The sequence below is a fragment of the Reichenbachiella sp. genome (assembly GCF_965233835.1).
In the GTDB taxonomy this organism is placed as follows: Bacteria; Bacteroidota; Bacteroidia; order Cytophagales; family Cyclobacteriaceae; genus Reichenbachiella.
In genome coordinates, this window is the sequence record NZ_OZ247585.1 from 620728 (window position 1) to 637440 (window position 16713).

Below are 16713 nucleotides of genomic sequence, written 5' to 3' on the forward strand. Positions count from 1 at the left end.
TCTATTTTATTAAAAACTCTTCTTGAAAACTGGAGATGAAATCATCAATGTATTTTTTTGCCTTATCCTCAGTTCGGACTACCAAATAATGGGTTCTTTTTATTCCGTTTCTTCCAATCCTTTTGAATATCAAATCCTCAGCGATTTTAAAAGACTTCAATGACCACTTAGGCATACAGGTTATACCAATATTTGCGCTGACCATTTCGAGAGCAACTTCAGTGAGTGGAATGGCTGAAATCTTGGCCGGACTGATATTGTTAGGTTTTAGAAACCGCTCAAAAACAGAAACCGTTTCCAAAGGAAAAGAGTGTATAATGAGGTGCTCATTACTAAATATTTCTGCATCCAAATAGTCAGATTTATTGAGCAGGTTTTCTCTATGCATTACTGCAAAAATCTCATCTTCAAACAATTCGATGCCAGTCAATAAATCGCTGGATGGTTGGCTTGTGACTATGGCAATGTCAATTTCCTTTGATACCAATTTTGGTATCGGTTGATGTGTCGCTTCCAGGTTAATATCCACCCTGATTTCCGGATACAAAAAGGCCATTTTCTGAATGAAAGAAGGAAAGCCCTGGTAAAAGGAATAGCACTCGGTACTTACTCGAATCTTCCCTTTGGACCCACTCCTGATTTGCTTAATGTTGTTCAGTCCAGCTTCTATTGTGCCCAATACATTGTTGGCAATTTTATAAAGTTCTTGCCCTTCCTCCGTCAGAACCCACTTGTTGCGTGTACGATGAAATACCTTGAAACCCATGCGTTCCTCAAGTTCCCTTAGTTGATGACTTAAGGCTGACTGCGTCAGAAACAACCTTTCTGAAGAATTGGCCATGTTTCCCTCTTCAGTAATGGTTTTGATCAACCTTAAATATTTAATATCCATAAGTGCAAAACTAAGTGATTAGAGGGTTTCCATAGATGAAATAATTTCAACTAGGAAGTATGTGTTCTCAATTTGATCCCGCTTATTCAGGCACCGGACAATGTTACTTTTGTTCAAAAAAACAGTAGAAAATATGATTACGTGTTACTTGAAATATCAGATTGACCCAACAAAATTAAATGAGTTTGAATCATATGCTCGAAGGTGGATCCCGCTTGTAAATAAATTCGGAGGTATTCATCACGGATACTTTATACCGCATGAAGGAGCAAACAATTTAGCCGTTGCTCTTTTTAGTTTTTCATCGCTTACCGACTATGAGCAGTATCGTGAATCCAGTCTACATGATGCGGAGTGCAAAGAAGCATATACCTATGCTCAAAACACAGCATGTATAGTAAATTATGAAAGAACATTTATGAAACCCTTATTAAAATAAATCCAATTCTTATGAAAGAACAAATTCAATTTTACAAAAACAAACTGTCGTTTGAAATGGATCCATCGGATCTATTCGAAGCATTTGAGAACAAAGAAGACATTGTGGCCATAGATGCGAGACAGGACTTCGGCTATAAAAAAGAACACATTCCGGGTGCCATTAATCTTCCTCACAGAGACATGACTCTAGAAAGTACAGCACACCTTGACAAATCAAAGACTTACGTGTGCTATTGTGATGGAATCGGCTGCAATGCTTCGACAAAAGGTGCCTTGAAAATGAGCGAGCTGGGTTTTAGTGTGAAAGAGTTGATGGGTGGAATCGAGTGGTGGAAATTTGATGGATATGCTACAGAAGGTGACAACGCAACTGCAGGCTCATTAATTCAATGCGCTTGCTGATGCATATAAGGTCGGCGAACAACTCAGATATCGAATTTATTATTCATCTATGTGCTGAGCATGCAGCCTTTGAAAAGGTAGGCTTCAACCAATTGGATAAAAAGCAAGCGCTTATCGACTTGTTTTTTATTGAGGAAGCCCTCAAATGTCTTGTAGTTGAACAGGAAAATGTGCTGGTTGGCTATGCTACTTTTATGAGGCAAATTTCAACTTGGGATGCTGGTTACTATATCTATCTCGACTGTTTGTATCTAAAGGAAAATATTCGTGGGCAAGGAGTAGGGCATCAGCTAATGAATCGAATTAAATCTTTTGCTCGAGAAGAAAATTGTAATACCATACAATGGCAAACGCCTAACTTTAATGAACAAGCCATTGAATTTTACAATCGAATTGGTGCCACTTCCAAAACAAAGGAAAGGTTTTTTTTGGAATGTTTAACTCCTAGTTTTTTGAGAATTAGAAGCGGAGTATTTCTAAGGTAAGAAAAACCTGCACATTGTGGTGTGTGGGTTTTTTGTGCTGTACAATGTCTAGGCAAAATACCCATTTTTACTTCAAAGAGGCATTTCGGCACGGTCGTGGCAAGTATACTTTCATTATAGATCGAGTGATCTAAACCTACATAAATGGAAGTAAACATGAAAAAGGTATTAATAGTTGATGATAGTTTTCTTATCAGACAAACACTGAAAAAACTGCTACCGGCATGTGGAAATATAGAAATAGTTGGAGAATGTAGTGATGGAAATCAGGTGATGGGTTTTTTGTACAATTACTGGGTAGACACAATTATTCTAGATTATCATATGGCAAGTATGAATGGGGCGGAGACAGCCAAACGAGTAAAGGAGTCTTTCAACCATATCCATATAATTCTTCATACTTCGGATAAAGAAATGGCATATACCACCGATGATGTCGACGATGTGATCATAAAACCAGCCAAATTTTTTGAGTTAGCTCAATTGGTGAAAAAAGATGTGCTGGTTTCTTCTAGGTGAAATACCCATTTTAACATTCTTTAATACTTTTTGGCATAGAGATTGAAGAAACAATATTGAGTTTAGATTGATTAACAATCGTTGAGACTGTCGGTCTCATCGGTACTCAACCGCTCGGTTGAGATTAGTTGATTGGTTATGTTTTGAGTTTTGTCCCGGGGGTGGTTCCCCGGGATTTTTTGTTTGTACCTTATTGGTTTCTCGTAGTAGTTTCGAAAAGGATTAATTCTCTTATCTTTAATCAAACTTCATAAACATGCCCGAAATAAAAATCATAGACCTTCATTTCAAGAATTTGGACCATGCTATTGCATCCTATTTGCTACCTACCAATGAGGGACCAATCTTAATTGAAACCGGACCATACTCTACCTACCCGAAGCTCAAAAAAGGGGTGGAAGATTTGGGCTATGAGATGAAGGAAATAAAACATGTGTTTTTGACGCATATACATTTGGATCATGCAGGTGCTGCCTGGGCTCTGGCCGAAACTGGCGCGAATATCTACTTGCACCCTTTCGGAGCTAAAAATATGGAAGACCCCTCTCGTCTGATGGAATCTGCAACTAGAATTTATGGTGATCAGATGGACACCCTTTGGGGTCAAATGAAGCAAATTCCGGCTAATCAACTCATACAGGTTGAGGATCAACAATCCTTCGAATTTGGAGAGGTGCAGATCAAGAGTTTACACACCCCTGGACATGCCAAGCATCATATTGCCTGGCAAGTAGGCGACGTTATTTTTACCGGAGATGTAGCAGGCGTAAAAATTGATAAGGGCCCAGTGGTTCCTCCTTGTCCGCCACCGGATATCAATCTGGAAGATTGGAAAGCCTCCATAAATATTTTGCGAGAAGCCAAACCATCAGCTTTATACCTTACACACTATAATCAAATAACAGATATAGCTGATCATCTGACGGCACTAGAAAACATCCTTGATGACTGGGCAGCGTGGATTCAAAAACAAATGCGGGCTAATTTGACAAATGAAGAAATGGTGCCTCTATTTATGAAATACACTGCGGAACAACTGAGAAATGCTGGTCTGGATGAGCCAACTATTGAACTCTACGAGGCAGCCAACCCATCGTGGATGAGCGTAGCTGGACTAGTCAGATATTGGACAAAAAAAGAAAGTTGAATGTAAAAACCAACCTATCATGAATAACCTAAAAAACCTTGTCTTTCTTGATATCGAAACCGTGTCAGGCTCTTCTTCTTTTGAAACCCTGGAGCCAGCGATGCAAGAACTTTGGGAAAAGAAAAGCACCTTTCTGAGAAGAGAAGAAGACACTCCATTGGACAAGCTTTATTTTGATAAGGCGGCCATTTATTCTGAGTTTGGTAAAATCATTTGCATCTCCGTGGGTATCCTTTATCATGATAAAAAGGATCGCTTGAATATCCGAATCAAAGCCATTAGGTCTGATGATGAGAAAGAATTATTAGAAGGTTTTGTTGCGCTCTTGCACGAAAAAATGGATGAGAGCAAAATCCAGTTATGTGGTCACAATGCGAAGGAATTCGATTTTCCCTATATCTGCCGGCGTATGTTGATCAATGGAATTGCTTTGCCCCCTTACTTACAACTATCAGGCAAAAAACCCTGGGAGATCAAACATCTGGACACCATGGAAATGTGGAAGTTTGGAGATTATAAAAGCTTTACCTCTTTAGCGTTACTTACAGAAGTATTCAACATTCCATCCCCAAAAGATGACATTGACGGTAGCGACGTAAACCGCGTGTACTATCACGAAGAAGGCCTGGAACGAATTGCAGAATACTGCAATCGTGATGTACTGGCTACTGCTCAGGTTTACTTAAAAATCCAGGGCTTAGCGTTGATAGATGAGGAGCATACTCAATTTGTTGATTAGGGAATGAAAAAGCCCTTGGATAGATTTTCGGTTCAGTCGCATGACTACAAAAAGCACAGGCCTATTTATCCGATTGAGCTTTACAAAGAAATCCTTCAGCCTATCTTGAATTACGAAAGATGCTGGGATTGTGCGACTGGGAATGGTCAAGCAGCTCAGGTTCTTTCCGCACATTTTGAACGGGTAGAAGCAACGGATATCAGTGAAAATCAGTTAGCACAAGCTCCCAAACTAAATAATGTCAGTTATTCAGTACAACGAGCGGAAGAAACCAATTTTCCTGATAATCATTTTGACTTAATTACAGTAGGCCAGGCCATTCATTGGTTTGATTTTGATGCCTTCAACCAAGAGGTCAGGCGAGTTTCAAAACCAGGAGCGATTGTGGCTATCTGGGGATACGGTTTGTTGAAAATAGACAAAGATATTGATGCTTTAACTACTGAATTTGATTCGGAGATCGTGGGGCCATACTGGGATATTGAGCGTAGGCATATTGACAGTGCTTATAGCAGTATACCTTTTCCTTTTAGTGCAATTAACGTTCGAAGGTCTTTCTACATCGAGGAAGAGTGGGAGCTACCCAGATTGGAAGGTTATTTCAACTCTTGGTCTTGCGTGCAGAACTACAAAAAGCAAAAAAATGGAGAGAATCCAGTTCCAGAACTGATGCGTAAGATAACCCCACATTGGACTGAAAAAGGAACTAAAAAAGTGACCTTTCCTATCTTTCTGAGATTAGGACGCATCTTGAAATAGACAAATTAAATTTTAACCAACCAATAATTTATCATGAATAAAACAGTTTTAGTTTTTCTCCTATGTGGAGTACTGGGTATGGTAGGGTGTAAAAAAAATCCCTGTGACCCAGATGACTTTGAAGGGTTCAGAATTGAAGTCAATCTAGACCCAGAAAGAAATTACCTAACCGCTTCCGGCCAGATGATTGGAATAATAAAGGTTTATGTAAAGAATGCAAGTAATCAAATAGTGGAGGACAGTATACTCAATGGTATTGGCATTGCCTTTGACATTTCTGGCGGTGGTAAAGTTATGGATTGGGAAGGCAAGGATTTTTCTGATGGGTTTGCCCCAATCACCAATCAATTTACAGAGCTTCAATGGTTTATGGGAGAGGAGTTAGGAGCCAATCAGCTAACTCTAAGTCTGAAGAGAAAACGAAAAATAGAGCGAAAACCTGGCTTCGAATTTTGCGAGGTTCCTATCGATATTGTACCTCCTGTTGTGTACAATTCTACGGTGATTCGATCTAATAAAGCCACAGGACAATTGCCAAATGGAGAAATATTTATAGTGGGCGACGGGCCTCCAGAAAACCCAAATTTTATGCAAGTTTGGCTGGTTGGTAATTATGGAGAGGATGATGAAGAAAAGGCTAAAGGAGCTAATATGACTGGTTCAAGTGGTCAATTATGCTATGAAGGTTCAATTGATAATTGCCTAAGGCATGGACCGATATTTGATCATGCGGAAGCGTTGAACAAATTTGCACCAGAGGCTGCCAAGGATTATGTACTTCCAACAAAACTTCAATTTGATCTGTTGATAAAATATTTTGAAAATATTGGATATGCTGATCACGACTATTATTTAAACAACCTGCCTTTCAATTTGGATAATAGTATGGCCGGATATTTTGGATATCCTAGTCCGGCTTCTTCGAATGGAGCAATGGAATATAGGAGACTTAATAAGGAAATTATTCTTTGGTCTGGTACAGTAATTCCACAAGACTCATATTTTGGATATGCGTACTCATATACTGGTGCAAATCTTTTAAAGCGAATCAATGCTCGTGGAAATTCCTATTTCAGTGTTCGTCTGATCGAGAAGCAACGAGAATAAAGTTAGTCTATAAACTGATACAGTGATTTGAACTTCACTGTATCAGTTTTATTTAGATTCAATGTATTAGGATAGTGTGTTTTATTTTGTGTACTGAGCCTTTGAATACTCTTGATTAAACCTTTCGAAGGGTCAGAAGAAAACAGGGAGACGCCTTGAGGCTCCTTCATATAGTTTTTAAAATTGTCTAAGCTATTCATTTCAGGCACGTACCCTTTTTTGTACAACAAAGTTGAAAACTCAACATTTTGCATGGCATTGACTTCTGCTTCTGTATACTTTACTTCATGTTCAACAACCTCTTGTTTGAACTCATCTTCTGGTAAATAATCGTGAATGATTATTTCTTGCATCAAGCGCTCTTTTTTGCTTAAAAAGATAATGATGTCATTTTCGGGATTATCAGCAATGAAAATACTATAACGTTCGAAGTTGACATGAGAAAAAGTTAGCGTATCTCCTATATCGACTTGAATCGAGAATTCACCATTGGCATTCGTAATGATTTGCCTTTTGTTGCCAACTATATGAGAAAAAGAAACTGGATCACCGCTTTCTTTGTCTTTTACTTGGCCCGATAAAGTAGCGGATGTATTCTGAGCAACTGTACAGAACTGAAGCAAACTTATCGCCAATAGTAAAATCAGAGTTTTGAGCATCTAGAGGATTGGTTTTAATCCTTAAATGCAAGAAGCAGGCTGTTAGGCGTATTTTCTATTCCATTGATTAGCCAACATCTTCAGCAAGGCAGGGTATACAACCCAGTGCCTGAATGGCTTAATGATTAGCATATACACCCTGCCTAAAAGGCCATTCGGTTTTACATAGATCGTCATTTGCGCGTTCGCTTCTTGCTCATCTACCACTTTAGCCAGATGTATCGCCGCTTGAACGGTTTTGTTTTCTATTTCCAGCAGAACCTCTTGATCTAGCTGATAGACCAAATCAAAATGATCGAAACCACCTTTAGGCATTTCTTCTATTGGTGTCTTTGTTTTGGCCGAATATCGTTTTTTCAAAACACCAGGCGGTAGTTCAGCATTTGATATAGTTGAGTCTTCCCAGTTAAAAAGCTTCCCAAGCCAGTTTCGAAACTTAAAAAGTAGTCCGGCGAACCCTTTGGTTCCTATTTGGCTAATGGCTTCTACAAAGGTTTCTTGAACATGGCGAATGGGAGTTTCAGGTTTGATGTTTATCGGCAGATGCCAGATGTCTTCTATTCTAAATCCGCTAACAATATCATGTGCTTGCCAATGTTGGCTTAGGTGTGAGTTTACTGTAGGTTTCATTTCTGTTATTGGTTTTCATATTTAACGAAAACCAGTTCAGAGAGATCACCCGTTCGCTCCTTATTTTCTCAGGCTCACCCAGATATTATCCAGTTGCTCTACGGCCTTGTCGATGGTTTCGATATCTGCCATGACCAGCATCAACTTGTCTTTGATTTCCTTCAACTGATAGGCCTTCGGATGTTGCTGCACATAGCCAATGATATGACCAAACGCTTGTGATTGGTAATAGGCATCATTGTCCTTGGGTGGGAAGTAGCATCGCATGCGACCATTTTTTAGCACCAGCTTTTCGAAGCCAAGATCTATGGACAACCAGCGTAGCTTTACTGTTTTGAATAGATCAATCACAGACTCTGGAATTTTTCCGAATCGATCGAGGATGGATTGCTTGAAAATATTGAGCTCTGCTTCGCTTTTTATGTTGTCAATTTGTGTGTAGATACTCAACCTTTCGGTAATGTTCTTCACATAGTCTTCTGGAATCAGAATTTCCAGATCAGTTTCAATGATGCAGTCAGAAACCAAAGCCTTGACATCCATAGTTTGATCTTCGAACAAGTCCTTGAATTCATTTTCCTTCAGGTCGTTGACGGCTTCATCCAGAATTTTATGATACATATCGAATCCAATATCTGAAATGAATCCGCTTTGTTCACCACCGAGTAGATTACCAGCACCTCGGATATCCAAGTCACGCATCGCCACTTTGAATCCATCACCGAGATCAGAGAATTCTTCCAAAGCGCTCAATCGCTTTCTAGAATCTGAGGATAAGTGAGAGGTAGGTGGTGTGATCAGATAACAAAAAGCCTTTTTGTTGGATCGCCCTACTCGACCACGCATCTGGTGGAGGTCGGACAACCCAAAATTTTGTGCATTGTTGATGATGATCGTGTTAGCATTAGGTATGTCCAAACCACTCTCAATAATGTTGGTTGAAACCAGCACATCGTATTCTCCTTCAATAAACTTGAGCATGGTTTTTTCGAGCTTAGGCCCTTCCATCTGGCCATGGGCGTAGCCCACCCGAGCATCGGGCACCAAACGGTGGATCAAATTCGCGACACTCTCGATGTCGCTGACTTTGTTGTGTACAAAGAACACCTGACCACCACGGCGCAACTCGTAGCTTACCGCATCGCGTGTCATGGTTTCACTAAACACATGAATCTCTGTAGTTACCGGCTGACGGTTTGGTGGAGGCGTAGAAATCACACTCAGGTCTCGCGCTCCCATTAGTGAGAAGTGCAGTGTTCTAGGAATCGGTGTAGCTGTGAGTGTGAGTGTATCCACATTCACCTTGATTTCTTTTAGCTTGTCTTTGATCTTCACGCCAAACTTTTGCTCTTCGTCGATAATCAATAGGCCTAGGTCCTTGAACTCAACATCTTTGTTGACGATTCGGTGAGTACCGATCAGAATATCTACTTTTCCTTCTTTTACTCTGCCGAGAATGTCTTTGATTTCTTTGGTCGTCCGAAAGCGGTTGATGTATTCTACTTTCACTGGAAAGTTGGCCAATCGCTCATGGAAGGTATGATAATGCTGCATCGCCAAAATAGTGGTTGGTACCAAGACTGCAGCTTGTTTGCCATGAACAGCGGCCTTGAAGGCAGCGCGTATGGCCACTTCTGTTTTTCCAAAACCAACATCTCCACAAACCAGCCTGTCCATCGGGTGGGCTTTTTGCATGTCGACCTTTACATCTTCAGAAGCTTTGGCTTGATCAGGCGTATCTTCATAAATGAACGAAGTTTCTAACTCCGCCTGTAAATAGCCATCCTCTCCAAAACTAAACCCAGGCGCTGCCTTTCTTTTTGCGTATAGCGCTATGAGCTCTTTGGCGATATCTTTAACCTTTCGGCTGACCTTTTTCTTTTTATTTTCCCATTCAGGCGAACCGAGTTTACTTACCTGAGGAGGTCCAGTTTCCTTGCCGCTATACTTAGAAATCTTGTGTAGCGAGTGAATACTGATGTAGAGCAAATCATCATCGCGATAAACCAAGCGAACAGCCTCTTGTTTGTTGCCACTCACGTCTACCATATCCAGCCCCGCGAATCTTCCAATGCCATGATCAATATGCACCACGTAGTCTCCTGGGTTCAAGGTGCGAAGTTCTTTTAGGGTGAGTGCTTTTGACTTGGAGTGTTTTTTTCGGACTTTGTATCTATGAAACCTTTCGAAAAGCTGGTGATCTGTGTAGCAAGCCACCTGCGTTTGGTTATCTATAAACCCTTCACGAAGCCCTAGAATCAATGAATCGAACTTGATAAACGGGTTGATTTCCTCAAAAATGGAAGTCAACTGCTCGATTGGTTTTTCAGACTCAGAGGCTACCAGTGTAGCGTATTGCTTTTCCTGATAAGACTCCAAACTTTCTGCAATCAAGTCAAAATTCTTATTGAAAGAAGGCTGTGGGTTGGCATCAAAACTATAAGCTTCTGGTTGGTTCAAGTAGAAGCGATTGCCAAATTCAATCTTTACATAATCTTCAATGGCCGACGTGAATGACTCACTGGTTTCGAATAACTCATTGGGATCCATGGCCAGGCTGGCACCACCACTGGCTTCGAGTATGGCTTCGAAACTTTCTTTCGCTTTCGCAAAAGACTTATCTAGCACATCCATAGTGTTTTGATAATCCTTTACCCAAATTTTGGAGTTATTGGGCACATAGTCAAGAAACGATTGACGAGTCTCTTCCAACAGCTTGGTCTGGATATTTGGTATGATGTTGATCGTTTTCAGATTGTCTTTCGACAATTGACTTTCAGGATCAAAGGTTCGGATGCTTTCTATTTCATCCCCAAAAAGCTCGATACGGTAAGGCAACTCTCCAGCGTAGGAATAGATATCAACAATACCTCCACGTACGGCGAATTGGCCTGGTTCATAGACAAAATCGTCTTGCACAAAACCGTAGTTCAACAATAACTCTGTAAGAAAATCACTATCTACTTGTTCACCTACCTTGGCAGTAAAGGTGTTTTGTACCAGAGACTTTTTGTTGATTACTTTTTCTGTGAGTGCTTCAGGATAAGTTACGATGAGTTCACCAGCCGAAGACTTGTTGTTGATGCGATTGAGAATCTCAGCGCGCATCAAAATGTTGGCATTTTCAGTTTCCTCAAATTCGTAGGCTCTCTTGTATGAAGAAGGAAAAAGCAATACTTCTTTGTCGCCCAAAAGATTCTGAAGATCGTTGTAGAAATAGGCGGCTTCTTCCTTTTCGTGGAGGATGAAAATGTGATTCTGATGATTGAGCTGGTAGGTGGCCGCAGCAGTGATGGCATCTAGACTGCCGACTAGTCCTTTCAAGTTGATGTTTTTGCTTTCATTAGGCTTTACGGCTTCCGCCAAAGCCTGAACAGTCGCTTGGGATTTGTATAAGGAAAGTAATTCTCTCTGATTCACACCTGGATATTAAGGCACAAAAGTAAGTCTTTGCTTTTGGCGATAGAAGAATGTTCGAAACAAATTGCCAGACCTGTTCCAGCTTCCTTCCCAGACACTACAGTGCATCATTCAAGCAGATCGCGTAACAGGTCCGCGAAATATTTAGTGAGCCGGGAACTATTTCAGAGTCAATTCCATTTACATTATTAGAGTATAAATCTATTCATGATCGCGCACTCGCGATTCATTGTTTAAGGTTAGGTTGGTGATTATGGCGCGTCTCTCTTCGGGGCGCGCTATTTTTTTGGAAATCTTCATCCTGATATTCGACCTTTTGCATAAGGACCACAAACATTTTCGTGAATTCACGTAGTACAGTTCGTACTATTTCTTATAAACTGAATTCAATGAAAAAAACCTTAACTCAGCTCATCATTCTATCTCTTTTTGCCGGAGGAGGTCTCCATGCTCAAAATCAGCTATTTCTGGAGCAACTGAAACTTGAAGTACAAAAGCAAAAGATACCAGGTGCGCAAGTGGCAGTAATAAAAAACAAACAGGTCATTCTTAGAGAAAACTTTGGGTACGCAGAAGTGGCCTTTGGTGTGCCTGTGGGAAAAAGCACAATATTTTCTATTAACTCAATTGCGAAAGTATTTGCCGGAACGGCCATAATGCAATTGGTAGAACAAAATAAAATTGATCTGAATAAGCCCATAGGTAACTATCTGGATAGTCTACCCAAGACATGGCAAAAAGTTACCGTTCGTCAATTGTTAAGCCATACTTCTGGGTTACCGGACATTGAAGATTTGGAGAATGGCGGGCTTATTGGTGGTAAAGGGGAGGCTTTTGCTTGGGAGGCCGTTCAAAACAAACCACTTCAATTTTTGGCAGGAGAAAAGTTCAGTTATAATGCTACTAACTACTTACTAGTGCAAAGGATCATTGAACGCTATGGTGAATTAAGCTATGTAGACTTTCTACAAAAAAATCAGTTTGACGTAGCGGGAGTGGACCATATTGTGTTTGGCAGCTCTTATGATGTTGTAAAGAATAAGACGGCTACTTATTCTTATTATCTGAAAGACAAACTTACCGGTGAATATGTGAAAGGAGATATGCTGTATGAGATCATGGAAGAATTCTCTCCTATACTTCGTGCAGATGCTGGTGCTTTTGCTACTATTGATGATTTGACCAAATGGCTGATAGCATTGCAATCTGGTAAATTTATTTCTAAAGAAAGCATGCAACAAATGTGGCAACCGGTTCCGCTGAACAATGGAGAATTTAGAGGGTTTGGTGGCTTTCTAAATGGTTATGGCTACGGCTGGCCAGTCATGAGAAGAGCATCGCATTCTGGCGTAGCCCCAATTGGTGGAGGGCGTGCGGCATTGATTGTTTACCCAGAAGATGACCTGACTATTATTTTGTTGACTAACCTGACTGGTAGCTCGCCTCAAAAAATCATAGAAAAAGTATCCAAGTACTATTTTGAAGATTGACTAAACATCCGGTAAGGAATAAAAATATTGTCGTACTTCTCTCTCGGCTCTGGGCTATTTTCATAGTCTAATTTATTCTCTAACCTACTCTAGGTTGGCAAATTGTCTTTAGCATGCTTTACAAAATTTCATTATTTTAAGCAATGGTAAAGCCCGAAAGGATCAAAGGAATAGGTTATTTATCAATAGCCGGAAATGGAAACCAGTCAAAAGCACTTTTGTTTTTACCAGGAACAGGTGCTTTTAAAGAGAATTATGTGACCTTCCTGGAAGAATTTAGATCAGTTTATGGTCAAATTTTTATTCTAGACCTTCCTGAACAAGGGTCTAAAGGAGCTTGGCTCTTTGGACAGATGAGTGCCAATCTTGATGAATTTATCAACTTAAAAATTGATGATACTGTCCATCACATCGACCTTATGGGCCACAGTGCTGGAGCTTTGGCAGTATTGTCCTACCTTACCCATTATAACATTCTCGCAGAAAAAGGGGTGAGTAAGCTAATACAGCAGAAAAAAATGGATAAAGAAAACTTGAGTCATGCCTTGTCTATGGCTAAGTTTTGTGAGTTAGGAAATGAGCAAAAGAAGATAAAAAAAGTTGTATTGTTTTCACCTCCAGATTCCCTTGGCGTTGCGTTTCCAAAATTTTGGGCTAAAATTTTGGCTTCATTAAACACCTTTGTAATTCGTATTTTCCTTAATGTTTTTATCAATTTTCCGCTTAAGGTTATGGGATGGTTTTTGTCCAAGTCGCAAACTAGACCCAGTTTCAAAAAAAGTAAAAAGCCTCAGTTTTTTGCTCTCACATTTTCCGATCATCACCGTTTTTTCAACTACATCGCACATTACAAAACCATCTTTGAGTTATTCCATTATTTGGATAACCATTTCCAAGACAAATTAAAATCGGCCTTACAAGACAAGGAACTATGTATTCAATATGGCAGCATGGATTGGGTATTAAAACCTACTTTTAGAATCAATGAATTGGAAAATAACTATTTGATAGATGATAGTATCGTTATCTATTGCCATCAGGGACTTGGTCATTTGCTAAAAAAAAGAAGAAGTTTAGACCTAAATTTATATGACCAATTGCTCATTAACCGGAAGGTTGTAGAGAAAACACGACAATTTTTAACCAATCAAAACCATGGAACCCGAAACTAAAGAATGCGAATATTGCTGCAACCAAATACTAATTAAGGCAAGAAAATGTATGTTCTGTCAAGAATGGCAAGACGAAGTACCTGATGGCGAAGAGAAGCCGAGGGCTCAGTCAAGTAAATCATTTTCAGAAAGGCATCCAGATGCCATTAAACCATTTCAAGCCAACTGGGCTACCTTTTCTCGACTTCATTATACGGCTAATGTTTTTATCGTATGCACCCTTATTTTTTTTATTATTCAAATTTTATGGTTAGCCCTGGGCGAGGAAGAAATTTACCTGGTTTCTTTTGCTCTTTTTTGTATTCAGATGATGTTTTCATGGGCGGGTCTCGTATGGGTTTACAAATTAATCGACACCCACTATAATGAATTTTTAAAATTGATTCCTAATGTTTCGAAGAAAGCAGAACATGAAATTTTTCTCAAGCATCAGAAAATCTTCAGAAACAGAAATATGATAATATGTGGAGCTTTGTCTGGAGTAGTAGCAGCCGCAGGTGACTACTATTTGGGGACTCCATTTGTTACACAGGAGGCTAGGATTATTTTTGCTGTTTTTGAGTTTGCAAACATGTTTTTTGCTGGTGCAGGGGCATATAGTCTCTTTTGGTTTGCAGCTTTTATAAGTAGCCTGAGCGAAAACTCGAAAATTAAGGCCCTAATCATTTCAAAGTCGAATGTGGCAAACACGATTGGTGATGTTCATCTTAAAACAGCAATACTTGTGCTCATGCCCCTGAGTCTCGGAATTGTCGCCAAAGTAGTTGGAGATTGGAGTTGGTACCCTGAGCATATGGCTTGGTATGGGTTCTTTTCACTTATCATCATAGTTTATATTTTTTGGCCCATAGATAATATTCACCGATTGTTGGTTAAAGAAAAGGAAATGGAACTGGATAAAATTGGCAAGAAGCTGAAAAAAGCACATTCAGATTTTCATATCAGAGCAAGTGAAAGAAACCTGGCTCGGCTCCGTTCTCTTCAGGAATTGGAAAACATCTTGGAGAGTAAAAACACATGGCCTTTTGACCTAAAGAGCCTTTCGGCCGTATTTGTTTCAATAATTTTCCCAATTTTTTTGATGATTGCCGATAAATGGAGTCTGTTTGAAAAAATGACATCCTGGCTCCAATCTCTTTAGATCTCAATAAGCTAATCCCAGGATTCCTATACTTTTTGTCATTTCCAGAGAAACAAGAAATTTTAGTTTTCTTCAGTTACAGAAATGACAACTTTTTTTAATCTCTCTTTTATTCGTATCAAGCTATATCCATTAATTTACTCTTCCTTAAAACCTTAGAAAATGATGAAAAGACTCTTCCTGATTTCCATCGTGGCTGTGTGCCTGGTGAATTGCGAACAAAAATCAAAAACTCCTTTCGAAACCTATTTTAGTGATAAAACACTTCGTATTGATTATTTCCACACGGGAGATGCCAAGTCTGAAAGCGTCGAAATAGATCAGCTGTACTCTTACGAAGGCTGGGCTGGTAGTATCGTCAATTTGATTGATTCCCTCAACTATGGAGCCTATTACTACAAAGTTTATGATAGGGCCTCTGGTGATCTTATCTATTCCAAGGGCTTCGACAGCTATTTCAAAGAATATCAAACGAGCACCCCAGCGATTAATGGAGAGGTGAAACAATTTCATGAATCGGCCATCATACCTAAACCTATAAGCCCAGTGATTTTTGCCCTGGACAAGAGAGACAAGGACGGAAACCTCAATGAAGTGTTTCGAACTGATATTGACCCAGCTATAACTGTAGCTGCTGAAAAAGATGAAACAGTAAATGTATACGCGAGCTTGAATAATGGCGACCCACATACCAAAGCTGACATCTTAATTGTAGGTGAGGGGTATTCAGCGGATGACAATCAAAAATTTCAGGACGACCTGAAAAGATTTACAGAAGTGTTTTTCAAAGCCGAACCGTGTAAGTCTTACAAAGGCCGATTCAATATTAGAGGCGCATTGAAACCATCTGAGGATAGCGGCATCGATGAACCTAGAGCAGGTATAGACAAGAATACTGCCGTAAGTGCCACCTTCAATTCTATGGGGTCGGAGAGATACCTGTTGACCGAGGACAACAAGGCTCTAAGAGATATTGCTGGCCATGCACCTTATGATGCTTTGTACATTATGGTGAATCACAGTCGCTACGGAGGAGGGGGTATTTACAATTTTTATTGTACCTATACTTCCGACAATATATTTAGTGAGTACCTGATGGTACATGAGTTTGGACACTCATTCTTTGGATTGGCAGATGAGTATTACACATCGTCTTCGGCTTACAACGATTTTTACCCACAGGGCTATGAACCTGCTGAACCAAATATCACAGCCTTGCTCGATCCTGAAAATGTGAAATGGAAACACCTTTTGTCGGAAGGTATAGAACTACCTACCCCTTGGAACAAGACTTTTTACGACAGCACCAGCTTGAAGTGGCAAGCGGAGCGTCGTTCATGGAATGACAGCATAGCTGCACTGAAAAAAGCGAAAGCATCGGCAGAAGCTATTACCTCAGTGGAGAAATTGTATGATGAAAAAGTAACTGCTGAGGATACCCGCGTTCAGGCATTTTTAGAAAATGCCGACTTCTCTAAAAAAGTGGGAGCCTTCGAAGGAGCTGGGTATGCGTCGGAAGGCATCTATCGTTCGTCACCCAATTGCATCATGTTTACTCGTACGGATTATTTCTGCCCGGTTTGCCAGGAGGCCATGATCGATGTGATCGAGTCTTATGCTAGGTGAATATCTCTTTATTATGAGACTTAGGAATAAGTCTTGATTAATTCAAAAGGGATACAAGATCAACTTAGAGGAAGGCGAGGCCAA

The 16713-nt window shown here is 40.0% G+C and carries 16 protein-coding genes; 12 read left to right on the plus strand and 4 right to left on the minus strand.

What is annotated here, in order from left to right; all coding sequences use genetic code 11:
- Nucleotide 1 precedes the first annotated feature (1 nt).
- Nucleotides 2-892 carry a LysR family transcriptional regulator gene (locus tag ACO6S2_RS02610; RefSeq protein ID WP_422360961.1) on the minus strand — a complete coding sequence of 297 codons (891 nt, stop codon included), beginning with the start codon at nucleotides 890-892 and terminating at the stop codon, nucleotides 2-4.
- Between the two features lie 133 nt (nucleotides 893-1025).
- On the opposite strand from ACO6S2_RS02610, the gene ACO6S2_RS02615 reads away from it, so the two are divergent.
- The 8 genes from ACO6S2_RS02615 (at nucleotide 1026) to ACO6S2_RS02650 (ending at nucleotide 6491) form a co-directional block, all read left to right on the plus strand.
- The gene (locus ACO6S2_RS02615; protein ID WP_422360962.1) at nucleotides 1026-1331 is read left to right on the plus strand and encodes an NIPSNAP family protein; all 306 of its coding nucleotides are present in this window, start codon (nucleotides 1026-1028) and stop codon (nucleotides 1329-1331) included.
- Between the two features lie 11 nt (nucleotides 1332-1342).
- Nucleotides 1343-1735: a rhodanese-like domain-containing protein gene (locus tag ACO6S2_RS02620; RefSeq protein WP_422360963.1), complete on the plus strand. Its 393-nt coding sequence runs from the start codon at nucleotides 1343-1345 to the stop codon at nucleotides 1733-1735.
- A complete protein-coding gene (locus ACO6S2_RS02625; protein ID WP_422360964.1) occupies nucleotides 1735-2220 on the plus strand; it encodes a GNAT family N-acetyltransferase in 486 nt (161 codons plus the stop codon). Before ACO6S2_RS02620 ends, ACO6S2_RS02625 begins: the two co-directional genes overlap by 1 nt.
- 156 nt (nucleotides 2221-2376) lie before the next feature.
- Nucleotides 2377-2739 (plus strand): response regulator, encoded by a 363-nt coding sequence (locus tag ACO6S2_RS02630; RefSeq protein WP_422360965.1) that lies wholly within the window; start codon nucleotides 2377-2379, stop codon nucleotides 2737-2739.
- 256 nt (nucleotides 2740-2995) lie between these two features.
- On the plus strand, nucleotides 2996-3886 hold the full coding sequence (locus ACO6S2_RS02635; RefSeq protein WP_422360966.1) for an MBL fold metallo-hydrolase: 891 nt from the start codon (nucleotides 2996-2998) through the stop codon (nucleotides 3884-3886).
- 19 nt (nucleotides 3887-3905) lie between these two features.
- Entirely contained in the window at nucleotides 3906-4625 is a 720-nt protein-coding gene (locus tag ACO6S2_RS02640) for a 3'-5' exonuclease (RefSeq protein ID WP_422360967.1), read from the plus strand.
- A gap of 3 nt (nucleotides 4626-4628) precedes the next feature.
- Nucleotides 4629-5384 carry a class I SAM-dependent methyltransferase gene (locus ACO6S2_RS02645; RefSeq protein ID WP_422360968.1) on the plus strand — a complete coding sequence of 252 codons (756 nt, stop codon included), beginning with the start codon at nucleotides 4629-4631 and terminating at the stop codon, nucleotides 5382-5384.
- A gap of 33 nt (nucleotides 5385-5417) precedes the next feature.
- A complete protein-coding gene (locus ACO6S2_RS02650) occupies nucleotides 5418-6491 on the plus strand; it encodes a hypothetical protein (RefSeq protein WP_422360969.1) in 1074 nt (357 codons plus the stop codon).
- Nucleotides 6492-6493: 2 nt separating this feature from the next.
- On the opposite strand, the gene ACO6S2_RS02655 is transcribed toward ACO6S2_RS02650, so the two are convergent.
- Genes ACO6S2_RS02655 through mfd form a run of 3 tightly spaced genes read right to left on the minus strand, consistent with a single transcriptional unit; the run spans nucleotide 6494 to nucleotide 11200 of the window.
- Nucleotides 6494-7150 (minus strand): carboxypeptidase-like regulatory domain-containing protein, encoded by a 657-nt coding sequence (locus tag ACO6S2_RS02655; protein WP_422360970.1) that lies wholly within the window; start codon nucleotides 7148-7150, stop codon nucleotides 6494-6496.
- A 42-nt stretch (nucleotides 7151-7192) separates the two neighbouring features.
- Complete coding sequence (locus tag ACO6S2_RS02660; RefSeq protein ID WP_422360971.1) at nucleotides 7193-7780, minus strand: DUF2867 domain-containing protein; 588 nt, start codon at nucleotides 7778-7780, stop codon at nucleotides 7193-7195.
- Nucleotides 7781-7840: 60 nt separating this feature from the next.
- Entirely contained in the window at nucleotides 7841-11200 is a 3360-nt protein-coding gene (gene mfd, locus ACO6S2_RS02665; RefSeq protein ID WP_422360972.1) for a transcription-repair coupling factor, read from the minus strand.
- A gap of 389 nt (nucleotides 11201-11589) precedes the next feature.
- On the opposite strand from mfd, the gene ACO6S2_RS02670 reads away from it, so the two are divergent.
- From ACO6S2_RS02670 to ACO6S2_RS02685, 4 genes are all read left to right on the plus strand, one after another.
- On the plus strand, nucleotides 11590-12690 hold the full coding sequence (locus ACO6S2_RS02670; protein ID WP_422360973.1) for a serine hydrolase domain-containing protein: 1101 nt from the start codon (nucleotides 11590-11592) through the stop codon (nucleotides 12688-12690).
- A gap of 143 nt (nucleotides 12691-12833) precedes the next feature.
- Nucleotides 12834-13862 carry an alpha/beta fold hydrolase gene (locus ACO6S2_RS02675; protein ID WP_422360974.1) on the plus strand — a complete coding sequence of 343 codons (1029 nt, stop codon included), beginning with the start codon at nucleotides 12834-12836 and terminating at the stop codon, nucleotides 13860-13862.
- 49 nt (nucleotides 13863-13911) lie between these two features.
- Complete coding sequence (locus ACO6S2_RS02680; protein WP_422360975.1) at nucleotides 13912-15003, plus strand: hypothetical protein; 1092 nt, start codon at nucleotides 13912-13914, stop codon at nucleotides 15001-15003.
- 162 nt (nucleotides 15004-15165) lie between these two features.
- Nucleotides 15166-16629 carry a M64 family metallopeptidase gene (locus ACO6S2_RS02685; RefSeq protein ID WP_422360976.1) on the plus strand — a complete coding sequence of 488 codons (1464 nt, stop codon included), beginning with the start codon at nucleotides 15166-15168 and terminating at the stop codon, nucleotides 16627-16629.
- Nucleotides 16630-16713 lie beyond the last annotated feature (84 nt).

Coding starts and splice junctions, on each gene's coding strand:
- ACO6S2_RS02655 (WP_422360970.1), bottom strand. CDS start 7,150: ATGCTCAAAACTCTGATTTTACTATTGGCGATAAGTTTGCTTCAGTTC.
- ACO6S2_RS02680 (WP_422360975.1), top strand. CDS start 13,912: ATGTTCTGTCAAGAATGGCAAGACGAAGTACCTGATGGCGAAGAGAAG.
- ACO6S2_RS02650 (WP_422360969.1), top strand. CDS start 5,418: ATGAATAAAACAGTTTTAGTTTTTCTCCTATGTGGAGTACTGGGTATG.
- ACO6S2_RS02660 (WP_422360971.1), bottom strand. CDS start 7,780: ATGAAACCTACAGTAAACTCACACCTAAGCCAACATTGGCAAGCACAT.
- ACO6S2_RS02620 (WP_422360963.1), top strand. CDS start 1,343: ATGAAAGAACAAATTCAATTTTACAAAAACAAACTGTCGTTTGAAATG.
- ACO6S2_RS02625 (WP_422360964.1), top strand. CDS start 1,735: ATGCATATAAGGTCGGCGAACAACTCAGATATCGAATTTATTATTCAT.
- ACO6S2_RS02675 (WP_422360974.1), top strand. CDS start 12,834: ATGGTAAAGCCCGAAAGGATCAAAGGAATAGGTTATTTATCAATAGCC.
- ACO6S2_RS02635 (WP_422360966.1), top strand. CDS start 2,996: ATGCCCGAAATAAAAATCATAGACCTTCATTTCAAGAATTTGGACCAT.
- ACO6S2_RS02615 (WP_422360962.1), top strand. CDS start 1,026: ATGATTACGTGTTACTTGAAATATCAGATTGACCCAACAAAATTAAAT.
- ACO6S2_RS02670 (WP_422360973.1), top strand. CDS start 11,590: ATGAAAAAAACCTTAACTCAGCTCATCATTCTATCTCTTTTTGCCGGA.
- ACO6S2_RS02610 (WP_422360961.1), bottom strand. CDS start 892: ATGGATATTAAATATTTAAGGTTGATCAAAACCATTACTGAAGAGGGA.
- ACO6S2_RS02640 (WP_422360967.1), top strand. CDS start 3,906: ATGAATAACCTAAAAAACCTTGTCTTTCTTGATATCGAAACCGTGTCA.
- ACO6S2_RS02630 (WP_422360965.1), top strand. CDS start 2,377: ATGAAAAAGGTATTAATAGTTGATGATAGTTTTCTTATCAGACAAACA.
- ACO6S2_RS02685 (WP_422360976.1), top strand. CDS start 15,166: ATGATGAAAAGACTCTTCCTGATTTCCATCGTGGCTGTGTGCCTGGTG.
- ACO6S2_RS02645 (WP_422360968.1), top strand. CDS start 4,629: ATGAAAAAGCCCTTGGATAGATTTTCGGTTCAGTCGCATGACTACAAA.